Origin of the sequence: Pseudophaeobacter sp. 1A09344, assembly GCF_041008745.1 — a bacterium.
In the GTDB taxonomy this organism is placed as follows: Bacteria; Pseudomonadota; Alphaproteobacteria; order Rhodobacterales; family Rhodobacteraceae; genus Phycobacter; species Phycobacter gallaeciensis_A.
Genome location: NZ_JAXGFS010000004.1, coordinates 276,525 through 299,306 on the forward strand (window position 1 = coordinate 276,525; position 22,782 = coordinate 299,306).

The following is a 22,782-nucleotide window of genomic DNA, read 5'->3' on the forward strand; positions in this document are numbered from 1 at the left end:
TTTCAACGTGGGCAACGCAGGCAAACAGAGAAGGCTTGCCCAGCGCCCGGCGTAAGGCAGGCAGAACCCGTAGCAAGGAGGAGCCGCCATGGCGGACCACACAACCAATGCCGCAAGGGCAGCCGAGGCCGACAAGGGCTATTGGCAGGCCAATGTGCGCATCATTCTCATCAGCCTGGTGATCTGGGCTGTCGTTTCATTCGGTTTCGGCATTCTGCTGCGCCCGATGCTCTCGGGCATCGCCGTCGGCGGCACCGACCTGGGCTTCTGGTTTGCCCAGCAGGGATCGATCCTGGTCTTCCTGGGCCTGATCTTTTTCTACGCCTGGCGGATGAACCGTCTCGACCGTGAATTCGGCGTCGAGGAGGAATGATCATGGATCAGTTTACCATCAACCTGCTGTTCGTGGGCGCGTCCTTTGCGCTCTATATCGGCATCGCGATCTGGGCCCGTGCGGGCTCCACTTCGGAATTCTACGCGGCAGGCCGGGGTGTGCACCCCGTCACCAACGGCATGGCCACGGCAGCGGACTGGATGTCGGCAGCCTCCTTCATCTCGATGGCGGGTCTCATCGCCTTTACCGGCTATGACAACTCCTCCTTCCTGATGGGCTGGACCGGTGGCTACGTGCTGCTGGCGCTGCTGCTGGCGCCTTACCTGCGCAAGTTCGGCAAGTTCACCGTGTCGGAATTCATCGGCGATCGCTTCTATAGCCCCACCGCGCGTATCGTGGCGGTGATTTGCCTGATCGTCGCCTCCACCACCTACGTGATCGGTCAGATGACTGGCGTGGGCGTCGCCTTTGGTCGCTTCCTTGAGGTCTCCAACACCGCCGGTCTCTTGATCGGTGCCTGTGTGGTCTTCGCCTATGCGGTCTTCGGCGGCATGAAGGGCGTGACCTATACGCAGGTCGCGCAATATGTCGTGCTGATCATGGCCTATACAATTCCGGCCATCTTCATCTCGCTGCAACTGACCGGCAACCCGATCCCGGCGTTGGGTCTCTTTGGCGATCACGTTGCCTCGGGGGAGCCTCTTCTGGCGAAACTCGACGCCATCGTGCGCGAGCTGGGTTTCAATGAATATACCGCCCACCACGCCGATACGCTGAACATGGTGCTGTTCACCCTGTCGCTGATGATCGGCACCGCCGGTCTGCCGCACGTGATCATGCGCTTCTTCACCGTTCCCAAGGTGTCCGATGCACGCTGGTCCGCAGGCTGGGCGCTGGTCTTCATCGCGCTGCTGTATCTGACTGCCCCGGCTGTTGGCGCCATGGCGCGTCTCAACATCACCGACATGATGTGGCCCAATGGCACAAACAGCGAAGCGGTCTCGGTCGAGCAGATCGAGAATGACGCCCGCTATGACTGGATGGCCACCTGGCAGAAAACCGGCCTGCTGGACTGGGAAGACAAGAACGGCGACGGCAAGATCCAGTATTACAACGACAAGAACGCCGAGATGCAGGCCAAAGCCGAGGAGAACGGCTGGCAGGGTAATGAGCTGACCAAGTTCAACCGGGATATCCTAGTGCTGGCCAACCCTGAAATCGCCAACCTGCCCTCTTGGGTGATCGGTCTGGTGGCTGCAGGCGGTCTGGCGGCGGCGCTATCTACTGCGGCGGGTCTGCTGCTGGCGATCTCTTCGGCGGTGTCGCACGACCTGATCAAGGGCTCGATCAATCCGAACATCTCGGAAAAAGGCGAGCTTCTTTCGGCCCGTGTTGCCATGGCGGTTGCCATCGCGGTGGCCACCTATCTGGGCCTCAACCCTCCGGGCTTTGCAGCGCAGACCGTGGCGCTGGCCTTTGGTCTGGCGGCGGCCTCGATCTTCCCGGCGCTGATGATGGGCATCTTCACCAAGGTGAACAACAAGGGCGCGGTTGCAGGCATGATCGCAGGTCTGGTGGTAACACTGGTCTACATCTTCCTGCACAAGGGCTGGTTCTTCATCCCCGGCACCAACAGCTTCTCGGATGCAGATCCGCTGCTGGGCACCATCAAATCCACCTCCTTTGGTGCGGTTGGCGCGATGGTGAACTTTGCGGTGGCCTATTTCGTGTCCAAATCGACCGACGCCATCCCGGCCGAGATCGAAGAGCTGGTGGAAAGCGTCCGCATCCCGCGCGGTGCAGGTGCTGCCCAGGACCACTGATCGAGGGTTTCCTCCCCGGGCGGGCCGCCTCCCTCGGTATTCTGGCCCGCCCTCTTTTCCTCACCATCCTGTCCGGGCACACTCGGGCAGGATGACTTTTATCCCGGCTTACCCAACAGGCTTTTGACATGCCCCTTTCCCCAGACGGTCTGATCCAGTTCCTGAAGACGGTGCACCCCTATGACAGCCTAGATGCCGCGCGCCTTGCGCAGCTTGCGCCGAAGTTCGAGGTGATCCACGCCAATGCGGGCGAAGAGATCTATGCCCTTGGTGCGCCAATGCAGGGTCTCTACCTCGTGCATCACGGCGAGGTGGAAGTCTTTGACGAGAATGGTATGGCCGTCTCCATCCTTGGGCCACGCAATTCCTTTGGCGAGCGTGGTCTCACCCGGGACGGCATCGCTGCTACCACCGCCTCTGCCAGCACCGAGAGCGCGCTTTTGCTCCTGCCGCGCGCCGATTTCGATGCGCTGATGCAGGCCGAACCCAAGGTCGCGCGCTTTTTCGACCGCCGCCGCCCGGGCGGACCTGCGCAAAGCAGCCTAGCCACCCGCCGAGTTGCGGATTTCATGGCCACGCAGCCGATCACCTGCTCCAGCGGCCTCACCTGTCAAAGCGCCGCGCAACTGATGCGGGAGCATCATATCTCTTCGGTCTGCGTGACCGATGGAGACACGCTGGAAGGCATTCTCACCAACCGCGACCTGACCGAAAAGGTTCTGGCAGAGGGCCTGCCCATCTCCACCCCCGTTGCGCGGATCATGACGCGCGGTCCACTGACGCTACCTTCCTCAGCCATTGCATCCGATGTGCTGCACGCGATGATGGAGCATCGGATCGGCCATGTTCCCGTGGTGGATGCGGGCAAGCTGTCGGGGATCGTCACCCAGACCGACCTGACGCGCCTTCAGGCGATGAGCTCGGCCGAGATGATTGCCGAAATCGCCAGCGCTCCGGATGCCGCTGCCATGGCCAGGGTCACCGACCGCATTCCGGCCCTGCTGCTGCAACTGGTGGCTGGCGGCAACCGGCACGAGGTGGTCACCCGCCTGATCACCGATATCGCCGATGCCGCCACCCGGCGCCTGCTGAAACTGGCCGAAGAGCGCCTTGGCCCGCCGCCCGTGCCTTACCTGTGGCTGGCCTGCGGGTCGCAGGGGCGGCAGGAACAGACGGGGGTTTCGGATCAGGACAACTGCCTGATGATCGATGATGCCATGCAAGAGGATGACGCCCCCTATTTCGAGGCGCTGGCGCAATTTGTCTGCGACGGGCTCAATACCTGCGGCTATGTCTATTGCCCCGGCGACATGATGGCGACCACCCCGCGCTGGCGTCAGCCCTTGCGCATATGGCGGCAGTATTTTGACGGCTGGATCAAGACCCCCGATCCCATGGCGCAGATGCTGGCTTCGGTGATGTTTGACCTGCGGCCCATCGGCGGCAACCGTGATCTGTTCAACGGACTGCAAGAGGAAGTGCTACAGGCGGCCAGTGCCAACTCCATCTTTACCGCCCATATGATTTCGAATTCGCTGAAACACACGCCGCCGCTTGGTCTCTTGCGCGGGATTGCCACTATCCGCTCGGGTGAGCATCGCAATACGCTGGATCTGAAACACAACGGCGTGGTGCCGGTGGTCGATCTGGGGCGGATCTATGCCTTGCAGGCGCGGCTCACCCCGGTCAACACCCGCGCCCGGTTGGAGGCGGCGGCGCTGACCTCGGCGCTTAGCCCTTCCGGCGCGCGGGATTTGCTGGATGCCTATGATCTGATTGCCGAAACCCGGCTGACCCATCAGGCAGACCAGATTCGCAGCGGTACAGCGCCCGACAACTTCCTGGCGCCCTCCGATCTGTCGGATTTTGAGCGAAGTCACCTGCGCGATGCCTTTGTCGTGGTAAAGACCATGCAATCGGCGCTGGGACACGGCAAGGGGATGCTGGGCTGAGGCCAGCAACGAGGGAGGAACACGGATGTTTCTGGAACTGATCGCGGTGATTTTTGCCGGTATTGCCGTCGCAGGCGTCGTCATGCTGGCGGGACGGATCAGCGGCGGACGGCTGCCAAAATGGCTGGCGCCTGTGGCCGCTGCCCTGGCAATGATCGGCGTTACGATTGCTTCGGAATACGGCTGGTATGATCGCATCCGCGCTTCCCTGCCCGATGGGGTCGTGGTGGCTGAAACCGGTCAGAACCGCAGCCTTTACCGGCCCTGGACCTATCTTGTGCCCTATACTGAACGGTTCGCCGCGGTTGATGTGGCCAGCGCGAAACGCCATGCCGAGCTGCCCGGGCAATATCTGGCAGAAGTCTATTTCTTTGGCCGCTGGTCCCCTGTCAGCACCCTGACCGCGCGGCTGGACTGCACCGGCTGGCGCCGCGCCGTGGTGGCCTCGGGCAGCGCCATTGGGACGAGTGATGCGGCAGTTGACTGGATCACCCCGCCCGAAAACGACGGCCTTCTGACCACATTCTGCGGAACGGTCTGATGCTGACACGGCTGAGCCTCAGACTGCGGATCTTCCTGTTTTTCTGCCTGATCGCGCTTGCCGCAATCGCCGCCGTCGTGGTCGCCCTGTGGATCGGTTATACCCGGGCCGCCGCGCCAGAGCTTTTGGATGCCTTCGTGTTTTCCGGCGCGCTCAGCCTCTTTGCCATCCTTGGGATCTGCGCCGGGATCTGGCTGCTGTTTGATGAAAACGTCGCCAAGCCGATCGAACGGCTGGCCGCGCATCTGCGCGCACGGGCCCATGGTGGCGTCACCTCCGCGCTGGATCAAAACACCGCACGCTACCTTGGCGATCTGGCCCCGGCGGCCTCGGATCTGGCTGGGCAGCTGGGCGCTGCGACCCTATCCACCGCCGAGGCCATCGCCCGCGAGACCGCGCGGCTGGAGGCGGAAAAGGCCCGGCTGACAACGCTACTCTCCGAGGTTCCCGTTGCTACCGTGATGGCGGCGCCCGATCACCGGATCGTTCTATATGACGCGCAGGCCGCGGCGGTTCTGTCCCAGATCGCCCCTGCCCGCCTTGGCGCCTCGCTGGGTGACTACCTCGAACGCGACCTGCTGGAGGCCGCCCATAAGAAGATGATCCGCACCGGCAAGGAGGTCAGCGCCCGTATCACCGGCACCGATGGGCGCCAGACCTATGGCGTGCAGCTGAAACCGCTCGGGGATTCGCACGGTTACGTGGTGATCTTTGACAGCGCCGAGGCGGAAATCCCACCCGAGGCCGCCCGCCCGCTGATCTATGACTTTGCCCTGCTCAACCCTGAGGCGCGCAGGATCGAGGACAGGCCCCTTTCCGATCTGTCCTTTGCCGTGTTTGACACCGAAACCACCGGTCTGCTGCCGCATAAGGACCACGTTGTGCAGTTGGGTGCGCTGCGGGTTCTGCGCGGCCGCATCGTCGAAGGTGAAACTCTGGACCTTCTGGTCAATCCCCGCGCGCCGATCCCGGCGGCCTCCACCCGGGTGCATGGCGTCACCGATGCCATGGTGAAAAACGCCCCCGACATCACAAGCGTTTCTGCCACCTTCCATCATTTCGCGACGGACGCGGTAATCGTCGCGCATAATGCGCCCTTTGACATGGCATTCCTGCGCCGCGCCGCCAAGGAAAGTGGCCTGACATGGGATCACCCGGTGCTGGATACGGTGCTGCTGAGCGCGGTTCTGTTCGGCGCCTCGGTGCCGCATACGCTGGATGCGCTCTGTGAGAGGCTAGATGTGACCATCCCGGCGGCGCTGCGACATACCGCGCTTGGCGATGCCCGCGCCACAGCCGAGGTCATGTGCCGGATGCTACCGATGCTGGAAGCGCGCGGGTTTACCACGCTGGGGGATGTGATCGCGCAGACACGCCAGCACGGTCGTCTTTTGCAGGACCTGAACCCTGTGGACAAACAGGGCGACGCATGGCAGGTCGGGAGCAAGACCTGACAGAAGGCGCGCGACATGCCGGAAACCACAATCACCCCCGGCCCGGAGACTCTCCGGGCCTATCGCGACGCACTGGGATGTTTCGCGACTGGCGTCACCGTGATCACCACCTTGACGGAAAACGGGCCGCTGGCGATCACCGCCAACAGTTTCACCTCGGTGTCGATGGATCCGCCCCTTCTGCTCTGGTGCCCGGCGCGCAGTTCCCTGCGGCACGATGCCTTTGTTTCGGCGCAGCGATTTTCCATTCATGTGATGGCGCAGGACCAACTGGATCTGGCGATCCATTTCGCCCGCAGCGGCGATGATTTCGCCCCGGTCGACTGGCAAGCCGCCGAGGATGGGACACCACACCTTGATGGAGTGATCGCGCGGTTTGACTGCGCCGCCCACAGCGCCCATCACGCGGGCGATCACACGATCATCCTCGGCCAGGTGACCGGCTTCACCAGGCAGGCGGGCAAAGGGCTGGTTTTCAAACAGGGTCTTTACGGTGGGTTCCTGGAGCAATCCTGAGGCGCCAGCCCAGGCTTCAACCACACAGGCATGAAAAAACCCGCCACTGCAGAGCGCAGCGGCGGGTCAGTTTTGTCCGGGACGTGCCCGAAAAGCCTTATTTCAGGGCTGCATCGGTGATGGCATGGGTCCAGGCGCCCTCGGGCGTCTTGGTGATCACCGGGGCAGAACCGCCTGTCAGCAGGGTTTCAACCGTACGCTCATAGTCGGCCACATCCAGCGCGCCGTTGCTGCCTGCGGTCAGCTTGGCAACTTCGCTCATCATGCGCTTCTGGTGCATTTCGGTCTGTGCGCCCGAGGCATCGTTGTCCAGAACGATCTCAGCCGCTTCGTCCGGGTTCGACTCGGCGTATTTCCAGCCTTTCATCGAGGCGCGCACGAAACGCTCCATCTTGTCGGTGAAGGCTTCGTCGCTGAGGTTTTCCTCAAGCACATAAAGACCGTCTTCCAGCGTCGCGACGCCCTGATCTTCGTACTTGAAGGTCACCAGCTCATCCGGGGAGACGCCTGCGTCGATGACCTGCCAGTATTCGTTATAAGTCATGGTCGAGATGCAGTCGGCCTGACGCTGCAGCAGCGGATCCACGTTGAAACCCTGCTTCAGCACTTCGACGCCCATCTCACCCTTGCCTTCGGTGGAGATGCCCAGCTTGCTCATCCAGCTCATGAAGGGGAACTCATTGCCGAAGAACCACACGCCCAGGGTCCGGTTGGCCAGGTCCGCAGGCTCGGAAATGCCGGTGTCTTTCCAGCAGGTCAGCATCATGCCCGAGGATTTGAACGGCTGTGCGATATTGACCAGCGGCAGGCCCTTTTCGCGGGCGGCAAGCGCGGCAGGCATCCATTCGACGGTCACGTCAGCGCCGCCACCTGCGATCACCTGCGTCGGAGCGATGTCCGGGCCGCCGGGCAGGATGGTGACGTTCAGGTCTTCTTCTTCGTAAAACCCTTTGTCGAGCGCCACGTAATAGCCAGCGAACTGTGCCTGTGTCACCCATTTCAACTGCAGCTTAACGTCGTCGGCTGCCTGCGCGGCTCCGGCTGCGCCAAGCGCCAGCGCGGCGGCTGTCAGAATGTGTTTCATTGGTAGGTTCTCCCTGTTGTTATGGATAGAGCTTGCGCGAATTTGACCATTTGTTCAAAGTTTTTTTACCATATCAAACTTGGGCATCGCTGCCCGCGCGCAAGGATTAAGCAGCGCGCTGCGCCCATGTTATGCGCGGCATTTTTACCGTTCAACCATGGGCCGCAGCGCCGTTCTTGCCACTACCCGAAGACGTATTTCCGGGTGGTGGATCACTCTTCAGCCCCGCTGCGAAGGGTGCCAGAAAGTCAGTGTTTTCTCGACCAGTGCGATCACGCCGTAAAAGGCGGACCCGGCCAGCGCGGCCACCAGGATTTCGGCCCAGACCATATCCAGCGCCAGCTGGCCGACACTGGTGGAAATACGGAAGCCCATGCCCACGGTGGGTGAGCCAAAGAACTCCGCAACGATTGCGCCAACCAGCGCAAGCGTCGTGGAAATCTTCAGCCCGTTGAAGATGAAGGGCAGCGCAGCCGGCAGGCGCAGCTTGAAAAAGCTCTGCCAATAGCTGGCCGCGTAGGTTTGCATCAGGTCGCGCTGCATGGCCGAGGTTTCCCGAAGACCGGCAACCGTGTTCACCAGCATCGGGAAGAAAACCATCACCACGACAACCGCCGCCTTGGACTGCCAGTCAAAGCCGAACCACATCACCAGAATGGGCGCGGTACCAACAATCGGCAGGGCCGCGACAAAGTTACCCACGGGCAGCAGCCCCCGGCGCAGGAAGTCGCTGCGATCCACAGCCACCGCCATCAGCAGCGCTGCCACGCAGCCCATGATGTAGCCGGACAAGGCGCCCTTGATGAAGGTCTGGGAGAAATCCTGCCACAGGATCGGGATCGAGGTCGCAAAACGTGCCGCGATCAGCGAAGGCGCAGGCAGGATCACCATGGAGACCTCAAGCCCCCGCACAAGCAGTTCCCAGACGATCAGCACGGTCACGCCAAAGATCAGCGGAACGGCCAGTTTCACAGCTTGCGTCTTGGCCGCGGGACTGTTGGCCAGACGGCTGTTGATCCACCAGCCCGCAATCCAGACCAGAGCAGCAAAAACAACTTCGATCATGCGCTCATCCCCATGCGTTTAAGAACAACTCGTTCGATCAGACCCAGAAGCGCCACCAGAAGCGCCGCAAGAATGGCCGCTGCGAACAGCGCCGACCAGATCTGCACCGTCTGCCCATAGTAGCTGCCCGCCAGAAGCCGCGCGCCAAGGCCCGCAACCGCACCAGTCGGGAGTTCCCCGACGATGGCCCCCACCAGCGAGGCAGCGATGCCGATCTTGAGCGAAGCAAAGAGATACGGCAGCGAGGACGGCAACCGGAGCTTCCAGAAGCCCTGCGATGTGCTCGCACTGTAGGTCTTCAACAGGTCGAGTTGCATGCTATCGGGGCTGCGCAAGCCCTTTACCATGCCAACAACGACCGGGAAGAAACTGAGATAGGCCGAGATGATCGCTTTTGGCAGGATCCCCTGAACGCCTATGGAATAAAGCACCACGATGATCATTGGTGCCAGAGCGATGATCGGAATGGTCTGGCTGACAATGGCCCAGGGCATCACCGACATATCCATCACCTTAGAATGCACGATACCCACGGCCAGAAGGATCCCCAGGCCCGTGCCGATGGCAAAACCCAGCAGCGTCGCGGAGAGCGTCACCTGCCCGTGGTAGATCAGGCTACGTTTTGAGGTGACCTTTTTCTGCACCGTGGTTTTCCACAGTTCCACCGCGACCTGATGCGGCGCGGGCAGACGCGGGCGGTCCTGCGCCCAGGTGTCCCCAATGGCAAAAGTGTTCTTCGCCACCAACCCAAAGGTGCCCATGTCACGGCGTTCCTTGGCAGTCGCCGGGGTGATTTCGGCCCCTGCCCGTTCTGCCTGATCCAGAACGCCCTTGATGTTCATCGGAACGCAGGCTGCATACCAGAAGGCAATGATAGCGGCGACAACGGTGAGAACGGCAAAAAAGCTCTTCATGCCTTGCCCTCCCCATTCGGGTTCAACGTGGCGTTATGCGTCATCGGAGTGCCCCGCGCGCAGACCTTCACGCACCCGGTGCGCGATGTCGATGAACTCTTGACTGTCACGAATATCGAGCGGCCGCTCCTTTGGCAGGGTGCTTTCGATCACATCGGTGATCCGGCCCGGACGCGGCGACATCACCACGATCTTGGTGCTGAGGTACACCGCCTCGGGGATCGAGTGGGTGACAAAACCGATGGTCTTGTCCGTACGCGCCCAAAGCTTCAGCAGCTGTTCGTTGAGGTGATCCCGCACGATCTCATCCAGCGCGCCAAAGGGTTCATCCATCAACAGGATATCGGCATCAAAGGCCAGCGCGCGGGCGATACTGGCCCGCTGCTGCATCCCGCCGGACAATTGCCAGGGGTATTTGCCGCCAAAACCGGAAAGTTCCACCAGTTCAAGGACCTGCGCGACGCGCTTGTCCTGTTCTTCCCTGGAGTATCCCATGATCTCAAGCGGCAGCTTGATGTTCTTGGCGATGGTGCGCCAGGGATAAAGCCCCGCCGCCTGAAACACATAGCCATAGGCGCGTTTCTGGCGCGCCTCATCCGGGGTCATGCCGTTAACCGTGATGCTGCCACCGGTCGGATGTTCCAGCGCCGCCATCACCCGCAAAAAGGTGGTCTTGCCGCAGCCCGAGGGGCCGATGAAGCTGACGAAATCGCCCTTGTTGATGGTGAGGTTTACATCCTTCAGCGCCTGCACCGGCCCGTCGTTGGTTTCAAACACCAGGTCCAGGTTGCGCGCTTCGACGACGGCCTGGGGGGATCCGGCCTGGGTAGTCGTTTCGTTGTTCATGTCGTTGCCTTAATAGGACGGGAGGCCGGGCCACCATGTGCGGAGGCCCGTCTCCTGTTTGATACCAATTACACGCCGGTTGCCGGAATACCGGACCGTTCCACCGGACGCGGCGCGGACAGCTCTTTCCAGGTCGACAGCGCCTTGTTGACGGTGGTGTTGGCCTCGCGCTCGACGAATTTGCCGTGGCCTTCCTGCGTGCGGATTTCCCCGTCGTAGACAGCGACATGGCCGCGCGTCAGAGTAAAGCGCGGCAGACCTTTGACCTCCTTGCCTTCGAAGACGTTGTAGTCGATGGACGACTGCTGAGTCTCGGCGCTGATGGTCTTGGTCTTGTTCGGGTCCAGAACCACCAGATCGGCATCGGCGCCCACCAGAACCGCACCTTTTTTCGGATAGCAATTCAGGATCTTGGCAATGTTGGTCGAGGTGACGGCCACGAATTCATTCGGCGTCAGGCGGCCGGTTTCAACACCATGGGTCCACAGCATCGGCATACGGTCTTCAAGGCCGCCGGTGCCATTCGGGATCTTGGTGAAATCGCCAACGCCATAGCGTTTCTGCTCGGTCGAGAAGGCGCAGTGGTCGGTGGCCACCACCGACAGCGAGCCGGACTGAAGGCCCGCCCAGAGGCTGTCCTGATGCTTTTTGTTGCGGAACGGCGGCGACATCACCCGGCGGGCGGCGTGATCCCAGTCCTGGTTGAAATACTCGCTTTCATCCAACGTCAGGTGCTGAATCAGCGGCTCACCCCAGACGCGTTTGCCCTGCATGCGGGCGCGGCGGATGGCCTCGTGGCTGTCCTCGCAGGAGGTATGCACCACGTAAAGCGGCACACCGGCCATATCGGCGATCATGATGGCACGGTTGGTGGCCTCGCCCTCGACTTGCGGCGGGCGGGAATAAGCGTGCCCCTCGGGGCCGTTGTTGCCCTCGGCCAGCAGTTTGGCGCTCAGCTCGGCCACCACATCGCCGTTTTCAGCGTGCACCATGGCGATACCGCCCAGTTCCGACAAGCGCTGGAACGAGGAGTACAGCTCATCATCGTTCACCATCAGCGCGCCTTTATAGGCCATGAAATGCTTGAAGGTGTTGATGCCGCGGGTTTCGATCACGGTCTTCATCTCGTCAAAGACCTGCTCGCCCCACCATGTCACGGCCATGTGGAAGGAATAGTCGCAGTTGGCGCGGGTCGATTTGTTGTCCCAGCGTTTCAGCGCATCCAGCAGACTTTCGCCCGGGTTCGGCAGGGCAAAGTCGACAACCATTGTAGTGCCGCCCGCCAGACCTGCGCGGGTGCCGCTTTCGAAATCATCCGAGGAATAGGTCCCCATGAAAGGCATTTCCAGATGGGTGTGCGGGTCGATCCCGCCCGGCATCACGTAACAGCCGGTCGCGTCCAACTGCTCGTCACCCTTCAGATCGGGGCCGATTTCGGTGATCACACCGTTTTCGATCAGCACGTCGGCCTTGTAGGTGAGGTCAGCCGTGACGATGGTCCCGTTCTTGATGACTTTACTCATGGTTTCTAACTCCCTGTTATTTATATGTTCGATCCGTTTCAGACTGAACTGAAACAACCGATTGCATGTCCGTGTACGCCGATGTCGAGCGGGCCGAAAACAGATTCAACGCAAAGCGAGAAGTAGCCCGCCAGCGGCAGATATATCACCCGGTAGTCGCCATTCGGCTGGGTGACGGCCCAACAGTCCTGTGTCAGGCCGCCGGAAAAATTGACGGTGACCTCTTCCGGCTCGCACAGTGCGCTGCGAAAGGCGGCAAGGGTTTCAAAGCCCACGTTACTGGTGATCGGGAATTCGGCGACCTCCGTCTCGATCAGATGTTTGATCCGATCGGGGATGGAGAGGTCGGCGCCGATCACCGTAGGACCATCCGCCGCAACAGCAGGGTCTGGAACATGGGCTTGAGGGTCACCGGATTATTCCACGATCTCAGCAGTTTCGACCACGGCGTGGAACAGGACGTTTGCCCCTGCTTCGGCCCAGTCCTTGCTGATCTCTTCGGCTTCATTGTGGCTTAGCCCGTCGACACAGGGGCACATGACCATTGCGGTCGGTGCCACGCGGTTGATCCAGCAGGCATCATGGCCGGCGCCCGAGATAATGTCGAGGTGGGAATAGCCCAGCCGCTCGGCGGCGCTGCGCACTGCGGTCACGCATGCATCATCGAATTTCACCGGATCAAAGCCGCCGACCTTCTCGAACTCGATCTGCACGCCCATGGCATCGGCGATTTCCTGTCCCTGCTCCCGCAGGCGCAGTTCCATATCCTCGATCACCTCCAGCTCGGGGCTGCGGAAATCGACAGTGAAAACCACTTTGCCGGGGATCACGTTGCGCGAATTGGGAAAGACATCGATATGACCCGCTGCACCAACCGCATGCGGCGCATGGGACCATGCGATTTCGTCCACCGCATCCAGCACCCGCGCCATGGCAAGGCCGGCATTGCGGCGCATCGGCATCGGGGTCGACCCGGTGTGCGCATCCTTGCCGGTGATCGTCACCTGCGTCCAGCTCAGCCCCTGCCCATGGGTGACAACGCCAATATCCTTGCCTTCGGCCTCAAGGATCGGGCCCTGTTCGATATGCAGTTCAAAGAAGGCGTGCATCTTGCGGGCACCAACTTCTTCGTCGCCGCGCCAGCCGATCCGCTTCAGCTCATCGCCGAATTTCTTGCCTTCCGCGTCTTCGCGGTCATAGGCCCAGTCCTGTGTATGGATGCCGGCAAAAACCCCGGACGACAGCATCGCCGGGGCGTAACGGGTGCCTTCCTCATTGGTGAAATTGGTCACCACAATGGGGTGTTTTGTCTTGATATTCATATCGTTGAGCGAGCGAATTAATTCGAGGCCGCCCAAAACACCAAGCACGCCGTCGTATTTGCCGCCCGTCGGCTGGGTATCGAGGTGCGAACCCACATAGACCGGCAGCGCATCGGGATCGGTGCCTTCGCGGCGGGCAAACATATTGCCCATCTGATCGAGCCCCATGGTGCATCCGGCATCCTCGCACCATTTCTGGAACAAGGCGCGCCCTTCGGCATCTTCATCGGTCAGGGTCTGACGGTTGTTGCCGCCCGCAACGCCGGGGCCGATCTTGGCCATCTCCATCAGACTGTCCCACAGCCGATCGCCATTGATCTTCAGATTCTGTCCAAGCGACGTCATCGCAGCTTCCTTCCTGTTGGTCCCGTCTGTTTTGCGGGCTATTTTTGGCTTGGCGCCATTTTGGTGGCTTTGAAGCGTTGGTCAAAGTCTTTTCGGACCGGATTTGACCAACTGGTCAAACTCAAGCTACCATGAGGGCGCAGTCAGTCAAGAAATTGCGTCACAAGGACTGGGAAAACACTTGGTTTACAGGTGAAATGTGTGAAATAGAGGCGTTCTTCCGACGCCCGGACACCCAAGGACAGAAAACCCGCCAATGCCCAAGGACAGATCCCCAACCCGCATTCAGAAAAAGAATCGCGCTGCCATCCTGGACGCCGCGCTTGAGGTGTTTTCCACCCATGGTTTCCGTGGCGCCACCGTGGATCAGATCGCGGGTGAGGCCGGGCTGTCGAAGCCAAATCTGCTGTACTATTTCCCGTCGAAAGAGGCGATTTTCACCGCGCTGCTCTCGGAACTTCTGGATACCTGGCTGGATCCCTTGCGGGAGTTGGATCCCGAGGGTGAGCCGCTGGAGGAAATGCTGGCCTATGTGCAGCGCAAATTGCAGATGAGCCAGGACTTCCCCCGCGAAAGCCGCCTGTTTGCCAACGAAATCGTGCAAGGCGCGCCGCGGATGCTGGAGGCGCTTTCGACCGATCTGAAACAGTTGGTCGAGGAAAAAGCCGCCGTGATCCGAGGCTGGATGGACGAAGGTAAACTGCAACCAAGCCACCCCAAACATCTGATTTTTTCGATCTGGTCGCTGACCCAGCACTATGCGGATTTCGACGTTCAGGTCCGCACCCTGATGGGAGAAGAAGATCCGTTCGAGGCAGCACCTGCGTTTCTGGATACCTTCTATCGACGCATGCTGACGCCAACGGGTTAAACCACGTCGCACCACCCGAAAGAGCAAAAGGGGCGCCCCCACCGGGCGCCCCTCTTTATTTGTTATCAGATTGTTAAGGGCGAAAGCTCACTCAGCAGCCGTGGCCGAGGGGTTGTTCGGATGCGTCGTCCAGTTGGCGTATTGATCCGACACCACCTTGCCCGTGCGCAGATCGACCTGACCGGCGGGCACCTCTTCCATGGTGATGCAGCCTTCGACCGGGCAGACGTTGACACACAGGTTACAGGCGACGCATTCGTCATCTTTCACCGTGAATGTGCGGTCTTCGCTCATCTCGATGGCCTGGTGCGAGGTGTCTTCGCAGGCGGCAAAGCAGCGACCGCATTTGATGCAGTCATCCTGGCTGATCTTCGCCTTGGCGACATAGTTCAGATCCAGATACTGCCAGTCGGTCACGTTCGGAACCGCCATGCCGATGAAGTCCTGGGTCGAGGTGTAGCCCTTTTCGTCCATCCAGGTGGACAGGCCCGAGATCATCTCTTTCACCACGTTGAAGCCATAGGTCATCGCCGCGGTGCAGACCTGAACATTACCCGCGCCAAGCGCCATGAATTCAGCCGCATCTTTCCAGGTGGTGACCCCGCCGATGGCCGAGATCGGCAGGCCATGTGTCTGCGGGTCGCGGGCGATTTCCGCAACCATGTTCATGGCAATCGGCTTTACCGCCGGGCCGCAATAGCCACCGTGGGTACCCTTGCCGCCGATAGTCGGCTCGGGCGCCATGTTGTCGAGGTCAACCGAGACGATGGAGTTGATGGTGTTGATCAGGCTCACCGCATCGCCGCCGCCTGCCTTGGCCGCGCGGGCCGGGAAGCGTACATCGGTGATGTTCGGCGTCAGCTTCACGATCACCGGCTTGGAATAGTATTTCTTGCACCATTCCGTGACCATCTGGATGTATTCCGGCACCTGCCCCACGGCAGAGCCCATGCCACGTTCGGCCATGCCGTGCGGGCAGCCGAAGTTCAGCTCGATCCCGTCGGCGCCGGTGGCTTCGACCTTGGGCAGGATCGCCTTCCAGGCTTCTTCCTCGCAAGGCACCATGATGGAGACGATCACCGCGCGGTCTGGGTAGTCCTTCTTGACGCGGGTGATTTCCTCAAGGTTGGTCTCAAGGCTGCGGTCGGTGATCAGCTCAATGTTGTTGAGACCCAGCAGACGCCGGTCCGCGCCCCAGATCGCGCCATAACGCGGCCCGTTGACGTTGACCACTGGCGGGCCTTCGGAGCCGAGGGTCTTCCAGACCACACCGCCCCAGCCAGCCTCAAAGGCGCGGCGGACGTTGTATTCCTTGTCGGTCGGCGGCGCCGAGGCCAGCCAGAACGGGTTCGGAGATTTAATCCCCAGAAATTCAGTTGTCAGATCAGCCATTTATCTGTTCCTTTTCGTGCTCGCCTGCCGTCCCTGTTTCAGGGACAGCCGGCTGGCTTAGCCCATCAGGCTGGAATGAATGTCCATTGCGGCGTCGCGGCCCTCGGCCACGGCGGTCACGGTCAGGTCTTCGCCACCCGAGGCACAGTCGCCCCCGGCCCAGACACCTGCAACCGAGGTCCGCCCGGTTTCCGTGACCTTGATCTTGCCACCGTCGATTTCCAGCCCGTCGGGCTGTCCCTCAAGGGTCTGACCGATCGCCTTGTAGATCTGATCCGCTGCCAGGCGCAGGGTCTCGCCAGTGCCGGTTACGCGGCCATCCTTGACCTCTGTGTATTCCAGCTCAATCTCGGCAGCGGCACCATTGCCATGGATCGCCTTTGGCATCACGTTGAACATCAGCTTGACGCCCTTGGAGGCCGCCAGATCCTGTTCGAACCGGCTTGCGCCCATGGCATCGCGGCCACGGCGATAGGCGATGGTGACGTTTTCGGCGCCCAAAAGTTTCGACTGCACAGCGGCATCGACCGCCGTCATGCCGCCACCAATGACCACGACATTACGCCCCACGGGCAGCGTGGTCAGATCGTCAGCCTGACGCAGATCGGCGATGAAATCCACTGCATCGCGCACGCCGTCCTTGTCTTCGCCTTCGCTGCGCAGCGCGTTGACGCCGCCCAGACCGATAGACAGGAACATCGCGTCAAAGTCGCCCTTCAGCGCCTCAAGCGACAGTTCGGACCCGAGCTTCTTGCCGTATTCCATTGAAATACCGCCGATCTGCAGCAGCCAGTCAACTTCACGCGCCGCAAAATCATTGGTGGACTTGTAGGCGGCAATACCGAATTCGTTCAGACCGCCGGCCTTGTCCTTGCTGTCATAGACGGTGACGTCGTGACCGAGCATCGCCAGACGGTGCGCGGCCGACAGGCCCGCAGGACCAGCGCCGACAACCGCAACGCGCTTGCCCGTCGCCTCGGCGCGGGTGAAGGGATGCTCCCCCTTGGCCATCAGCGTATCGGTGGCATAGCGCTGCAGGCGGCCGATCTCGACCGGCTTACCTTCGGCAGTTTCGCGCACGCAGACCTCTTCGCACAGGGTCTCGGTCGGGCAAACGCGGGCGCACATGCCGCCAAGGATGTTCTGATCCAGAATGGTCTTGGCCGCTGACGTCGGATGCCCAGCCTGAATTTCGCGAATAAACTGCGGAATATCGATCGAGGTCGGACAGGCCGTCATGCAGGGCGCGTCATAGCAGAAATAGCAACGATCCGCGGCAACGGCGGCTTCGTGGTGATCATAGGGGGCATGCAGATCCCCGAAATTCTCGGCGATCTCTGGGGCGGACAAACGTCCAGCCTGGATCCCGGATGCCTGATGGCTACTCGCCATTGGGTGTCTCCCTGACTGTTATTTTTCTGCAAGTCAGAGTGCCACAGTTTGTTTTTTTATCAACTGGTAAAATTTTTGACGAGCCAAAAAATATCGGCCAATTCTGAGGAATGGCCGACATGCTATTGATTTATATTATGAAAGACGCTTGCTTAGTTTTTCACCATCTCGGTCAGATGTCCCGATTTGATCCAGACACGCGCTCCATCTGGACCCGCTTTGGCATCCAGTTGCCCGCCCGGCGGCAGGCGCAGCCAGTCCCAGCGGCCAAAGGTTTCATCCCCATCCTGATAGCCTCCCTCCAGCACAAACAGCTCGGCGCCGCCCTCGGCCGTGAAGGAGACTTCCAGCCCCGGGGCCCAGTTCACCAGACACACATCCTCGTGCGGATCGGAGTAAAGCGGCAGATGCGGATCCTGGGCCTCAGCAGTGTCGATATGAACAGTCTGGCGGTCTTCGGGATCGAACTGGTGCAGTTTCACCAGGATCATCGCGCCATCTGCGGCTGCTGGCGCGTGGCGGGACGTGGGCGGGTTGCGCACGTAGGAACCAACCGGGAAGTCCCCCGTTTCGTCCTGAAATACGCCGTCCAGCACGAGGTATTCCTCGCCGCCGTCATGGGTATGCGCGGAAAAGGACGAGCCCGGCGCAAAGCGCACGATGGTCGTGGCGCGGGCGACTTCCTCGCCGATCCGGTCAAGCATCTTCCGCTCGACCCCGGCAGCCGGGCTTTGTACCCAGGGAATATCGTCAAAGTGAACCGCGACACGCTGTGAAAAATCGGCATTGATCCGCATCTGTGACTCCCCTCATCTGTCGGGGACAGATCTGGGACATCCCAGGGGAATTTCCAACCGAATTCACCAAATTGTGTGTCGGCGGGCCAAAACCAAAGGCATCTGGCCCGGCAGAGAGATCAGTTCGAAAGAACCGCAGTGGCTTCGATCTCGACCTTGGCTTCATCCTCGACCAGCGCCGAGACCACAACCATCGTCATGGCTGGGAAGTGATAGCCCATCACGTCACGGTAGGCTTTGCCCACTTCGGCCTGATGCGCCATATATTCCGCCTTGTCGGTGACATACCATGTCAGCCGGGTGATATCGCTGGCCGCGCCACCCGCGGTCTCGACCACATCGAGGATATTGCGCAGCGCCTGGCTCATCTGACCTATAAAGTCTTTGGCCTCAAAGACCTGATCTGCGGTCCAGCCGATCTGCCCGCCGACGAACAGCAGTTTGCCCTCGGCGACCATGCCATTGGCATAGCCCTTGGCCGGCTTCCAGCCTTCGGGGTGCACATTGATTGCGGGCATTGCCTGTCTCCTCAATTCGGTTCTGTTTGCAGTGCTGCTGGCAATATCCGCCAGCGCGCAAAGTATTTCAAGCTTAAAATTTCATACCTGAAGCGATTTGCATTGCGGGCGGCTTCCGTGCAGCGCCCTGCGGCGCTGATACCAGGGACCAAAGAAAAACCGCGCACCGAAAGGAGATGCGCGGTAGAATTCAATCTGCAAAGCGGCTGGAAGTCACATGCCAAGCGCTTCTTTATACATGTCCAGCACCGCCTCTTCTTCGGCGATGTCGTCCTTGTCCCGCTTGCGCAGGGCGATAACTTTGCGCATGACCTTGGTGTCATAGCCGCGCGCCTTGGCTTCGGCCATCACCTCTTTCTGCTGTTCGGCGATGTCCTTCTTTTCTGCGTCCAGACGTTCGAAACGTTCGATGAACTGGCGCAGTTCCCCGGCGGTCACCCGGTAGTTTTCACTCTTTTCGTCTTCGGTCAGATCCATGTGCGGCTCCGTCAGCAAGGCATGTCATTGCGGTCGAGAAAAGGGGATAGCGGTCCGGCCTGATCACCGCAAGCCGGGAAAGCCCGCCATTGTGCCTTCGGGCGATGTTTTGCGCGCTGCGCGGGCCCCTGATACCTGTCTCAGCCTGCAAGCATCTTGCATCCACAAGGCCAATCCGCTACCCGCAGCAGCATGCAAACCGCAGGAGACTGGCATGTTTGAAATCCTTGTCTGGGTGGGCGCGGCCCTGTCCGTGGGCGGTCTCTTGGGGCTGGTCTGGTGCATCCTGCGCGTCGCAAAGGCGCGGCGACAGAAACTGGACGACGAGGCGCTGCGCGCCGTGGTGCAATCCGTGCTACCGCTGAACCTTGGCGCTTTGCTGCTGTCGGTGATCGGGCTGATGCTGGTCATGGTCGGAATTTTCCTGTCCTGACCCCTGCCCTGCGCGCACTCCAAGGCCCCCTGCAATAGAACCTGCAAAACGCCTGAAGCGGACCCTACCAAGGATCCGCTTTTTCGTTGCTTACAAGTTTTGAAATGACCGCTCCGCGTGGTGGCAGCTCAGACCGGCATATTGTCGAACTGATCTTCCACCGCTTCTTCTTCCAGCTTGGCCTTGACCCGGCGCAGGGTGCCCGGAATGGCCGAGCCCGAAGCGCGCAGCCGGGTCAGCGCGCTGAAGAATTCATCCACCAGCCGTTCACGTGCCGGCCCCGATGCGGTGCGAATCTGTTTTTCAAGATGCTGCGCATTCTGCAGCAAAACTGCGTCTGTCATGTTTCATCCTCCCTGTCGTGCGGAACATTCTGGCAGGGGTTTGAAACAGAAATACAGCAAAACTCCTTGATTTGAGTCATCATCGGCGGAGGTTGGCGCAATATCGGGCAAATTGCACAGCAGACAGGCAAAATACCGGCCAAAATACCGGCAAAAACAGCAGTCCCGGATAGATGTTTTGCGCCCCTGCAGGACCCGGTTCGGGACGCGATTGAGCCAGATCAACACCGCCCTGCCACCGGGACAGCTAAGTTAACCACACGCGAAGGGTTGAAACACATTCTGATTTCAACATATGTATAGTGAAACGCAAGGGAGAGCCCCATCATGAATCCTATCGTCAAAGCCTTCTTCGACGAAGCGACCAATACTGTTTCCTATGTTGTCCGCGATCCCAACGGCAGCGCCTGTGCCATTATCGATTCGGTTCTGGATTTCGATCATGCGGCGGGCCGGACCGACACCAGCTCAGCGGATGAAATCATCGACTGGATCACCGCGGAAGGTTTGAAAACCGAGTGGATCCTGGAAAGCCACGTGCACGCCGACCACCTGTCGGCCGCGCCCTATCTGCAAGAGCGCCTGGGCGGAAAGATCGGTATCGGCGAGAACATCACCATCGTCCAGGATACCTTCGGCAAGGTCTTCAACGAAGGCACCGAATTCCAGCGCGACGGCAGCCAGTTCGATCAGCTGTTCAAGGAAGGTGATACCTTCATGATCGGCCAGCTGCGCGGCGAAGTGCTGCACACCCCCGGTCACACACCGGCCTGCCTGACCTATGTTATCGGCGATGCCGCCTTTGTCGGCGATACGCTGTTCATGCCCGATTTCGGTACCGCACGCTGCGACTTCCCCGGCGGCTCTTCCGAAACGCTGTTCAACTCGATCCAGAAGATCCTGGCCCTGCCCGATGAAACCCGCATTTTCGTCGGCCACGACTACAAGGCGCCGGGCCGGGACGAATACGCCTGGGAAACCACGGTCGGAGAGCAGAAAGCGCTGAACATTCACATTGGTCAGGGCAAAAGCATCGAAGACTTCGTGTCGATGCGCGATGCCCGCGACGCGACGCTGGGCATGCCCCGGCTGATCCTGCCGTCGCTGCAGGTCAATATGCGCGCAGGCCAGATGCCCGAGCCGGACGATCAGGGCGATGTCTTCCTGAAAATCCCGGTCAACAAGATCTAACACCAGAACCCCGGTTGCAGCGCCGCGCCCCTGTTGGCCCGGCGCTGCAGCTTCAAAACACGCGCTGTCAGCACGAATATCCGCAGCGCAAAGACCAAGGAAACGCGAACAATGGAAACAGACTGGATCTGGGGCCTCGTCGGAGGCGGTATTATCGGCCTCGGCGGTGCCGTCTACCTTTTGGGCAATGGCCGGATCATGGGCGCCAGTGGTATTTTTGGCGGGCTCATCGATGGCAGCGGCTGGAACACCCTGTGGGAACGGCTGGCTTTTCTGGTCGGCGTGATCGTCACCCCGCTGATCCTCTGGCCGATCTATAACGTTGAGATCGACACCCATATGACCACCAATGTCGGTGTGATCATTGCGGCCGGCCTTCTGGTTGGCGTCGGAACCCGTATCGCAAATGGCTGCACCTCCGGCCACGGGGTATGCGGAATTTCCCGACTGTCCCTGCGCGGCATCGTTGCCACCGTTTTCTATATCCTGGCCGGTGGTCTGACCCTGGCCATTTTCCGTCACGTTCTGGGGCTGATCTGATGCGTATTCTTCTTTCTCTTATCGCAGGCAGCCTGTTTGGCGGCGGACTTTTCATTTCCGGCATGACCGACACCACCAAGGTGCAGGGCTGGCTGGACGTCTTTGGCAATTGGGACCCGACACTGGCCTTCGTGATGGGCGGCGCCGTTATTCCGATGTTCTTTGCCTGGCGTCTGACCCATGCCCGCAAACCGCTGGTGGGCGGCGATTTCCCGACCCTTCCGCGTCCGGAACTGGATCACCGGCTGATCACCGGCTCGGTTCTGTTCGGCATGGGCTGGGGCTTGGCCGGTCTGTGCCCGGGGCCGGCACTCGCGTCTTTGACCTACAACGGCTGGGGTGGGCTGATTTTCCTTGCTGCCATGTCGGCCGGTATGCTGGCTTCTGCGCCGATCGGCGTGCAACTGGACCGGATGGCCGCAAAGGCGTAAAGGATTGCCCATGCAAGCTCGTGACATAACGCCCCGCTACGCCGTCTCGCCGCAAATTTCGGTCGAAGACATTCCCGCAATCGCCGAAGCCGGTTTCAAACTGGTGATCTGCAATCGCCCCGATTCCGAGGTTCAGCCGAGCCATCAGGCCGCTGCCATCCGCGCCGCGGCCGAGGCTGCCGGGCTGCGCTTTGAAGAATTGCCGCTGACGCATCAGACCATGACGCCGGAAAACGTCGCGCGCCAGCGTGAGCTTTTCGAAGGCGCCGAAGGTCAGGTGCTGGCCTATTGCGCATCGGGCACCCGCTCTTCGGTAGTCTGGGCGCTGGGTCAGGCGCAGGAGATGTCGGCGGATGAGATCCTCGGCAAAACCGCAGCAGCGGGCTACGCGCTGGATGGTTTGCGTCCTGCGCTTGAGGCTGCGGGCAAGTCCTGAGCCGAAGCGAGACAGATCAAAGAGTTATTTCCCACCCCCAACTTTTAAGACCATCACTCACAACACTCAAAGACCTCAGCCCTACGGCTGGGGTCTTTTTCATTGCTCTGACATCGAGGGGCGAACTGCGGATCATGCCCCCCTCTGGCATTTACGAGGAGTGGCCAGGAGTGCCCCCAAATAGCAAAACCCGGCATCTAAATATGCCGGGCTCGTGTTTCGCTCATCCTGTTGCGAACGG

The 22,782-nt window shown here is 60.5% G+C and carries 25 protein-coding genes; 12 read left to right on the forward strand and 13 right to left on the reverse strand.

Features of this window, described 5'->3' with window-relative positions; translation table 11 throughout:
• The first annotated feature begins 88 nt into the window (after positions 1-88).
• The 6 genes from SM765_RS09235 to SM765_RS09260 all read left to right on the forward strand — a co-directional run bounded on the left by SM765_RS09235 (position 89) and on the right by SM765_RS09260 (position 6,620).
• Positions 89-373, forward strand: coding sequence for a DUF4212 domain-containing protein (locus SM765_RS09235; protein WP_274837194.1), 285 nt, complete (start codon positions 89-91; stop codon positions 371-373).
• 2 nt (positions 374-375) lie between these two features.
• Entirely contained in the window at positions 376-2,157 is a 1,782-nt protein-coding gene (locus SM765_RS09240) for a sodium:solute symporter family protein (RefSeq protein WP_274837195.1), read from the forward strand.
• Positions 2,158-2,285: 128 nt separating this feature from the next.
• Positions 2,286-4,109, forward strand: a complete 1,824-nt coding sequence (locus tag SM765_RS09245; RefSeq protein WP_274837196.1) for a DUF294 nucleotidyltransferase-like domain-containing protein — start codon at positions 2,286-2,288, stop codon at positions 4,107-4,109.
• Between the two features lie 25 nt (positions 4,110-4,134).
• Positions 4,135-4,650: a hypothetical protein gene (locus tag SM765_RS09250; RefSeq protein WP_274837197.1), complete on the forward strand. Its 516-nt coding sequence runs from the start codon at positions 4,135-4,137 to the stop codon at positions 4,648-4,650.
• The gene (locus SM765_RS09255) at positions 4,650-6,104 is read left to right on the forward strand and encodes a 3'-5' exonuclease (protein WP_274837198.1); all 1,455 of its coding nucleotides are present in this window, start codon (positions 4,650-4,652) and stop codon (positions 6,102-6,104) included. The genes SM765_RS09250 and SM765_RS09255 overlap by 1 nt, the downstream gene beginning before the upstream one ends.
• A gap of 15 nt (positions 6,105-6,119) precedes the next feature.
• On the forward strand, positions 6,120-6,620 hold the full coding sequence (locus tag SM765_RS09260) for a flavin reductase family protein (protein WP_065270518.1): 501 nt from the start codon (positions 6,120-6,122) through the stop codon (positions 6,618-6,620).
• 97 nt (positions 6,621-6,717) lie between these two features.
• On the opposite strand, the gene SM765_RS09265 is transcribed toward SM765_RS09260, so the two are convergent.
• From SM765_RS09265 to SM765_RS09295, 7 genes are all read right to left on the reverse strand, one after another.
• Positions 6,718-7,704 carry an ABC transporter substrate-binding protein gene (locus tag SM765_RS09265; RefSeq protein WP_065270519.1) on the reverse strand — a complete coding sequence of 329 codons (987 nt, stop codon included), beginning with the start codon at positions 7,702-7,704 and terminating at the stop codon, positions 6,718-6,720.
• A gap of 219 nt (positions 7,705-7,923) precedes the next feature.
• On the reverse strand, positions 7,924-8,769 hold the full coding sequence (locus tag SM765_RS09270; protein WP_274829054.1) for an ABC transporter permease: 846 nt from the start codon (positions 8,767-8,769) through the stop codon (positions 7,924-7,926).
• Positions 8,766-9,683, reverse strand: coding sequence for an ABC transporter permease (locus SM765_RS09275; protein ID WP_274837199.1), 918 nt, complete (start codon positions 9,681-9,683; stop codon positions 8,766-8,768). The genes SM765_RS09270 and SM765_RS09275 overlap by 4 nt, the downstream gene beginning before the upstream one ends.
• A 33-nt stretch (positions 9,684-9,716) precedes the next feature.
• Positions 9,717-10,529 (reverse strand): ABC transporter ATP-binding protein, encoded by an 813-nt coding sequence (locus SM765_RS09280; protein ID WP_065270522.1) that lies wholly within the window; start codon positions 10,527-10,529, stop codon positions 9,717-9,719.
• Between the two features lie 68 nt (positions 10,530-10,597).
• Positions 10,598-12,052 carry a dihydropyrimidinase gene (hydA, locus tag SM765_RS09285; protein ID WP_065270523.1) on the reverse strand — a complete coding sequence of 485 codons (1,455 nt, stop codon included), beginning with the start codon at positions 12,050-12,052 and terminating at the stop codon, positions 10,598-10,600.
• A gap of 38 nt (positions 12,053-12,090) precedes the next feature.
• On the reverse strand, positions 12,091-12,411 hold the full coding sequence (locus SM765_RS09290) for a hypothetical protein (RefSeq protein WP_274833427.1): 321 nt from the start codon (positions 12,409-12,411) through the stop codon (positions 12,091-12,093).
• 57 nt (positions 12,412-12,468) lie between these two features.
• On the reverse strand, positions 12,469-13,719 hold the full coding sequence (locus SM765_RS09295; RefSeq protein WP_274837200.1) for a Zn-dependent hydrolase: 1,251 nt from the start codon (positions 13,717-13,719) through the stop codon (positions 12,469-12,471).
• Between the two features lie 256 nt (positions 13,720-13,975).
• On the opposite strand from SM765_RS09295, the gene SM765_RS09300 reads away from it, so the two are divergent.
• Positions 13,976-14,590, forward strand: a complete 615-nt coding sequence (locus SM765_RS09300) for a TetR family transcriptional regulator C-terminal domain-containing protein (RefSeq protein WP_274837201.1) — start codon at positions 13,976-13,978, stop codon at positions 14,588-14,590.
• 87 nt (positions 14,591-14,677) lie between these two features.
• Here the strand turns inward: SM765_RS09300 and preA are convergent, their stop codons facing one another.
• The 5 genes from preA to SM765_RS09325 form a co-directional block, all read right to left on the reverse strand.
• Entirely contained in the window at positions 14,678-15,982 is a 1,305-nt protein-coding gene (preA, locus tag SM765_RS09305; protein WP_274829050.1) for an NAD-dependent dihydropyrimidine dehydrogenase subunit PreA, read from the reverse strand.
• A 57-nt stretch (positions 15,983-16,039) separates the two neighbouring features.
• On the reverse strand, positions 16,040-17,374 hold the full coding sequence (locus SM765_RS09310; RefSeq protein ID WP_274837202.1) for an NAD(P)-dependent oxidoreductase: 1,335 nt from the start codon (positions 17,372-17,374) through the stop codon (positions 16,040-16,042).
• Positions 17,375-17,526: 152 nt separating this feature from the next.
• A complete protein-coding gene (locus SM765_RS09315) occupies positions 17,527-18,171 on the reverse strand; it encodes a cupin domain-containing protein (protein ID WP_274837203.1) in 645 nt (214 codons plus the stop codon).
• Positions 18,172-18,290: 119 nt separating this feature from the next.
• A complete protein-coding gene (locus SM765_RS09320) occupies positions 18,291-18,689 on the reverse strand; it encodes a RidA family protein (protein WP_065270530.1) in 399 nt (132 codons plus the stop codon).
• 213 nt (positions 18,690-18,902) lie between these two features.
• The gene (locus SM765_RS09325) at positions 18,903-19,166 is read right to left on the reverse strand and encodes a DUF2312 domain-containing protein (protein ID WP_065270531.1); all 264 of its coding nucleotides are present in this window, start codon (positions 19,164-19,166) and stop codon (positions 18,903-18,905) included.
• A 214-nt stretch (positions 19,167-19,380) separates the two neighbouring features.
• Here SM765_RS09325 and SM765_RS09330 point away from each other — a divergent pair, with 214 nt between their 5' ends.
• Complete coding sequence (locus SM765_RS09330; protein ID WP_065270532.1) at positions 19,381-19,599, forward strand: hypothetical protein; 219 nt, start codon at positions 19,381-19,383, stop codon at positions 19,597-19,599.
• A 128-nt stretch (positions 19,600-19,727) separates the two neighbouring features.
• Here the strand turns inward: SM765_RS09330 and SM765_RS09335 are convergent, their stop codons facing one another.
• Entirely contained in the window at positions 19,728-19,943 is a 216-nt protein-coding gene (locus SM765_RS09335) for a hypothetical protein (RefSeq protein ID WP_065270533.1), read from the reverse strand.
• Between the two features lie 327 nt (positions 19,944-20,270).
• On the opposite strand from SM765_RS09335, the gene SM765_RS09340 reads away from it, so the two are divergent.
• From SM765_RS09340 to SM765_RS09355, 4 genes are all read left to right on the forward strand, one after another.
• Positions 20,271-21,134, forward strand: coding sequence for an MBL fold metallo-hydrolase (locus tag SM765_RS09340; RefSeq protein ID WP_274833421.1), 864 nt, complete (start codon positions 20,271-20,273; stop codon positions 21,132-21,134).
• 111 nt (positions 21,135-21,245) lie between these two features.
• Positions 21,246-21,674, forward strand: a complete 429-nt coding sequence (locus SM765_RS09345; RefSeq protein WP_065270535.1) for a YeeE/YedE family protein — start codon at positions 21,246-21,248, stop codon at positions 21,672-21,674.
• Positions 21,674-22,105, forward strand: coding sequence for a DUF6691 family protein (locus tag SM765_RS09350; RefSeq protein ID WP_274837204.1), 432 nt, complete (start codon positions 21,674-21,676; stop codon positions 22,103-22,105). The genes SM765_RS09345 and SM765_RS09350 overlap by 1 nt, the downstream gene beginning before the upstream one ends.
• Before the next feature lie 10 nt (positions 22,106-22,115).
• Complete coding sequence (locus tag SM765_RS09355; RefSeq protein WP_274837205.1) at positions 22,116-22,541, forward strand: protein tyrosine phosphatase family protein; 426 nt, start codon at positions 22,116-22,118, stop codon at positions 22,539-22,541.
• Positions 22,542-22,782 lie beyond the last annotated feature (241 nt).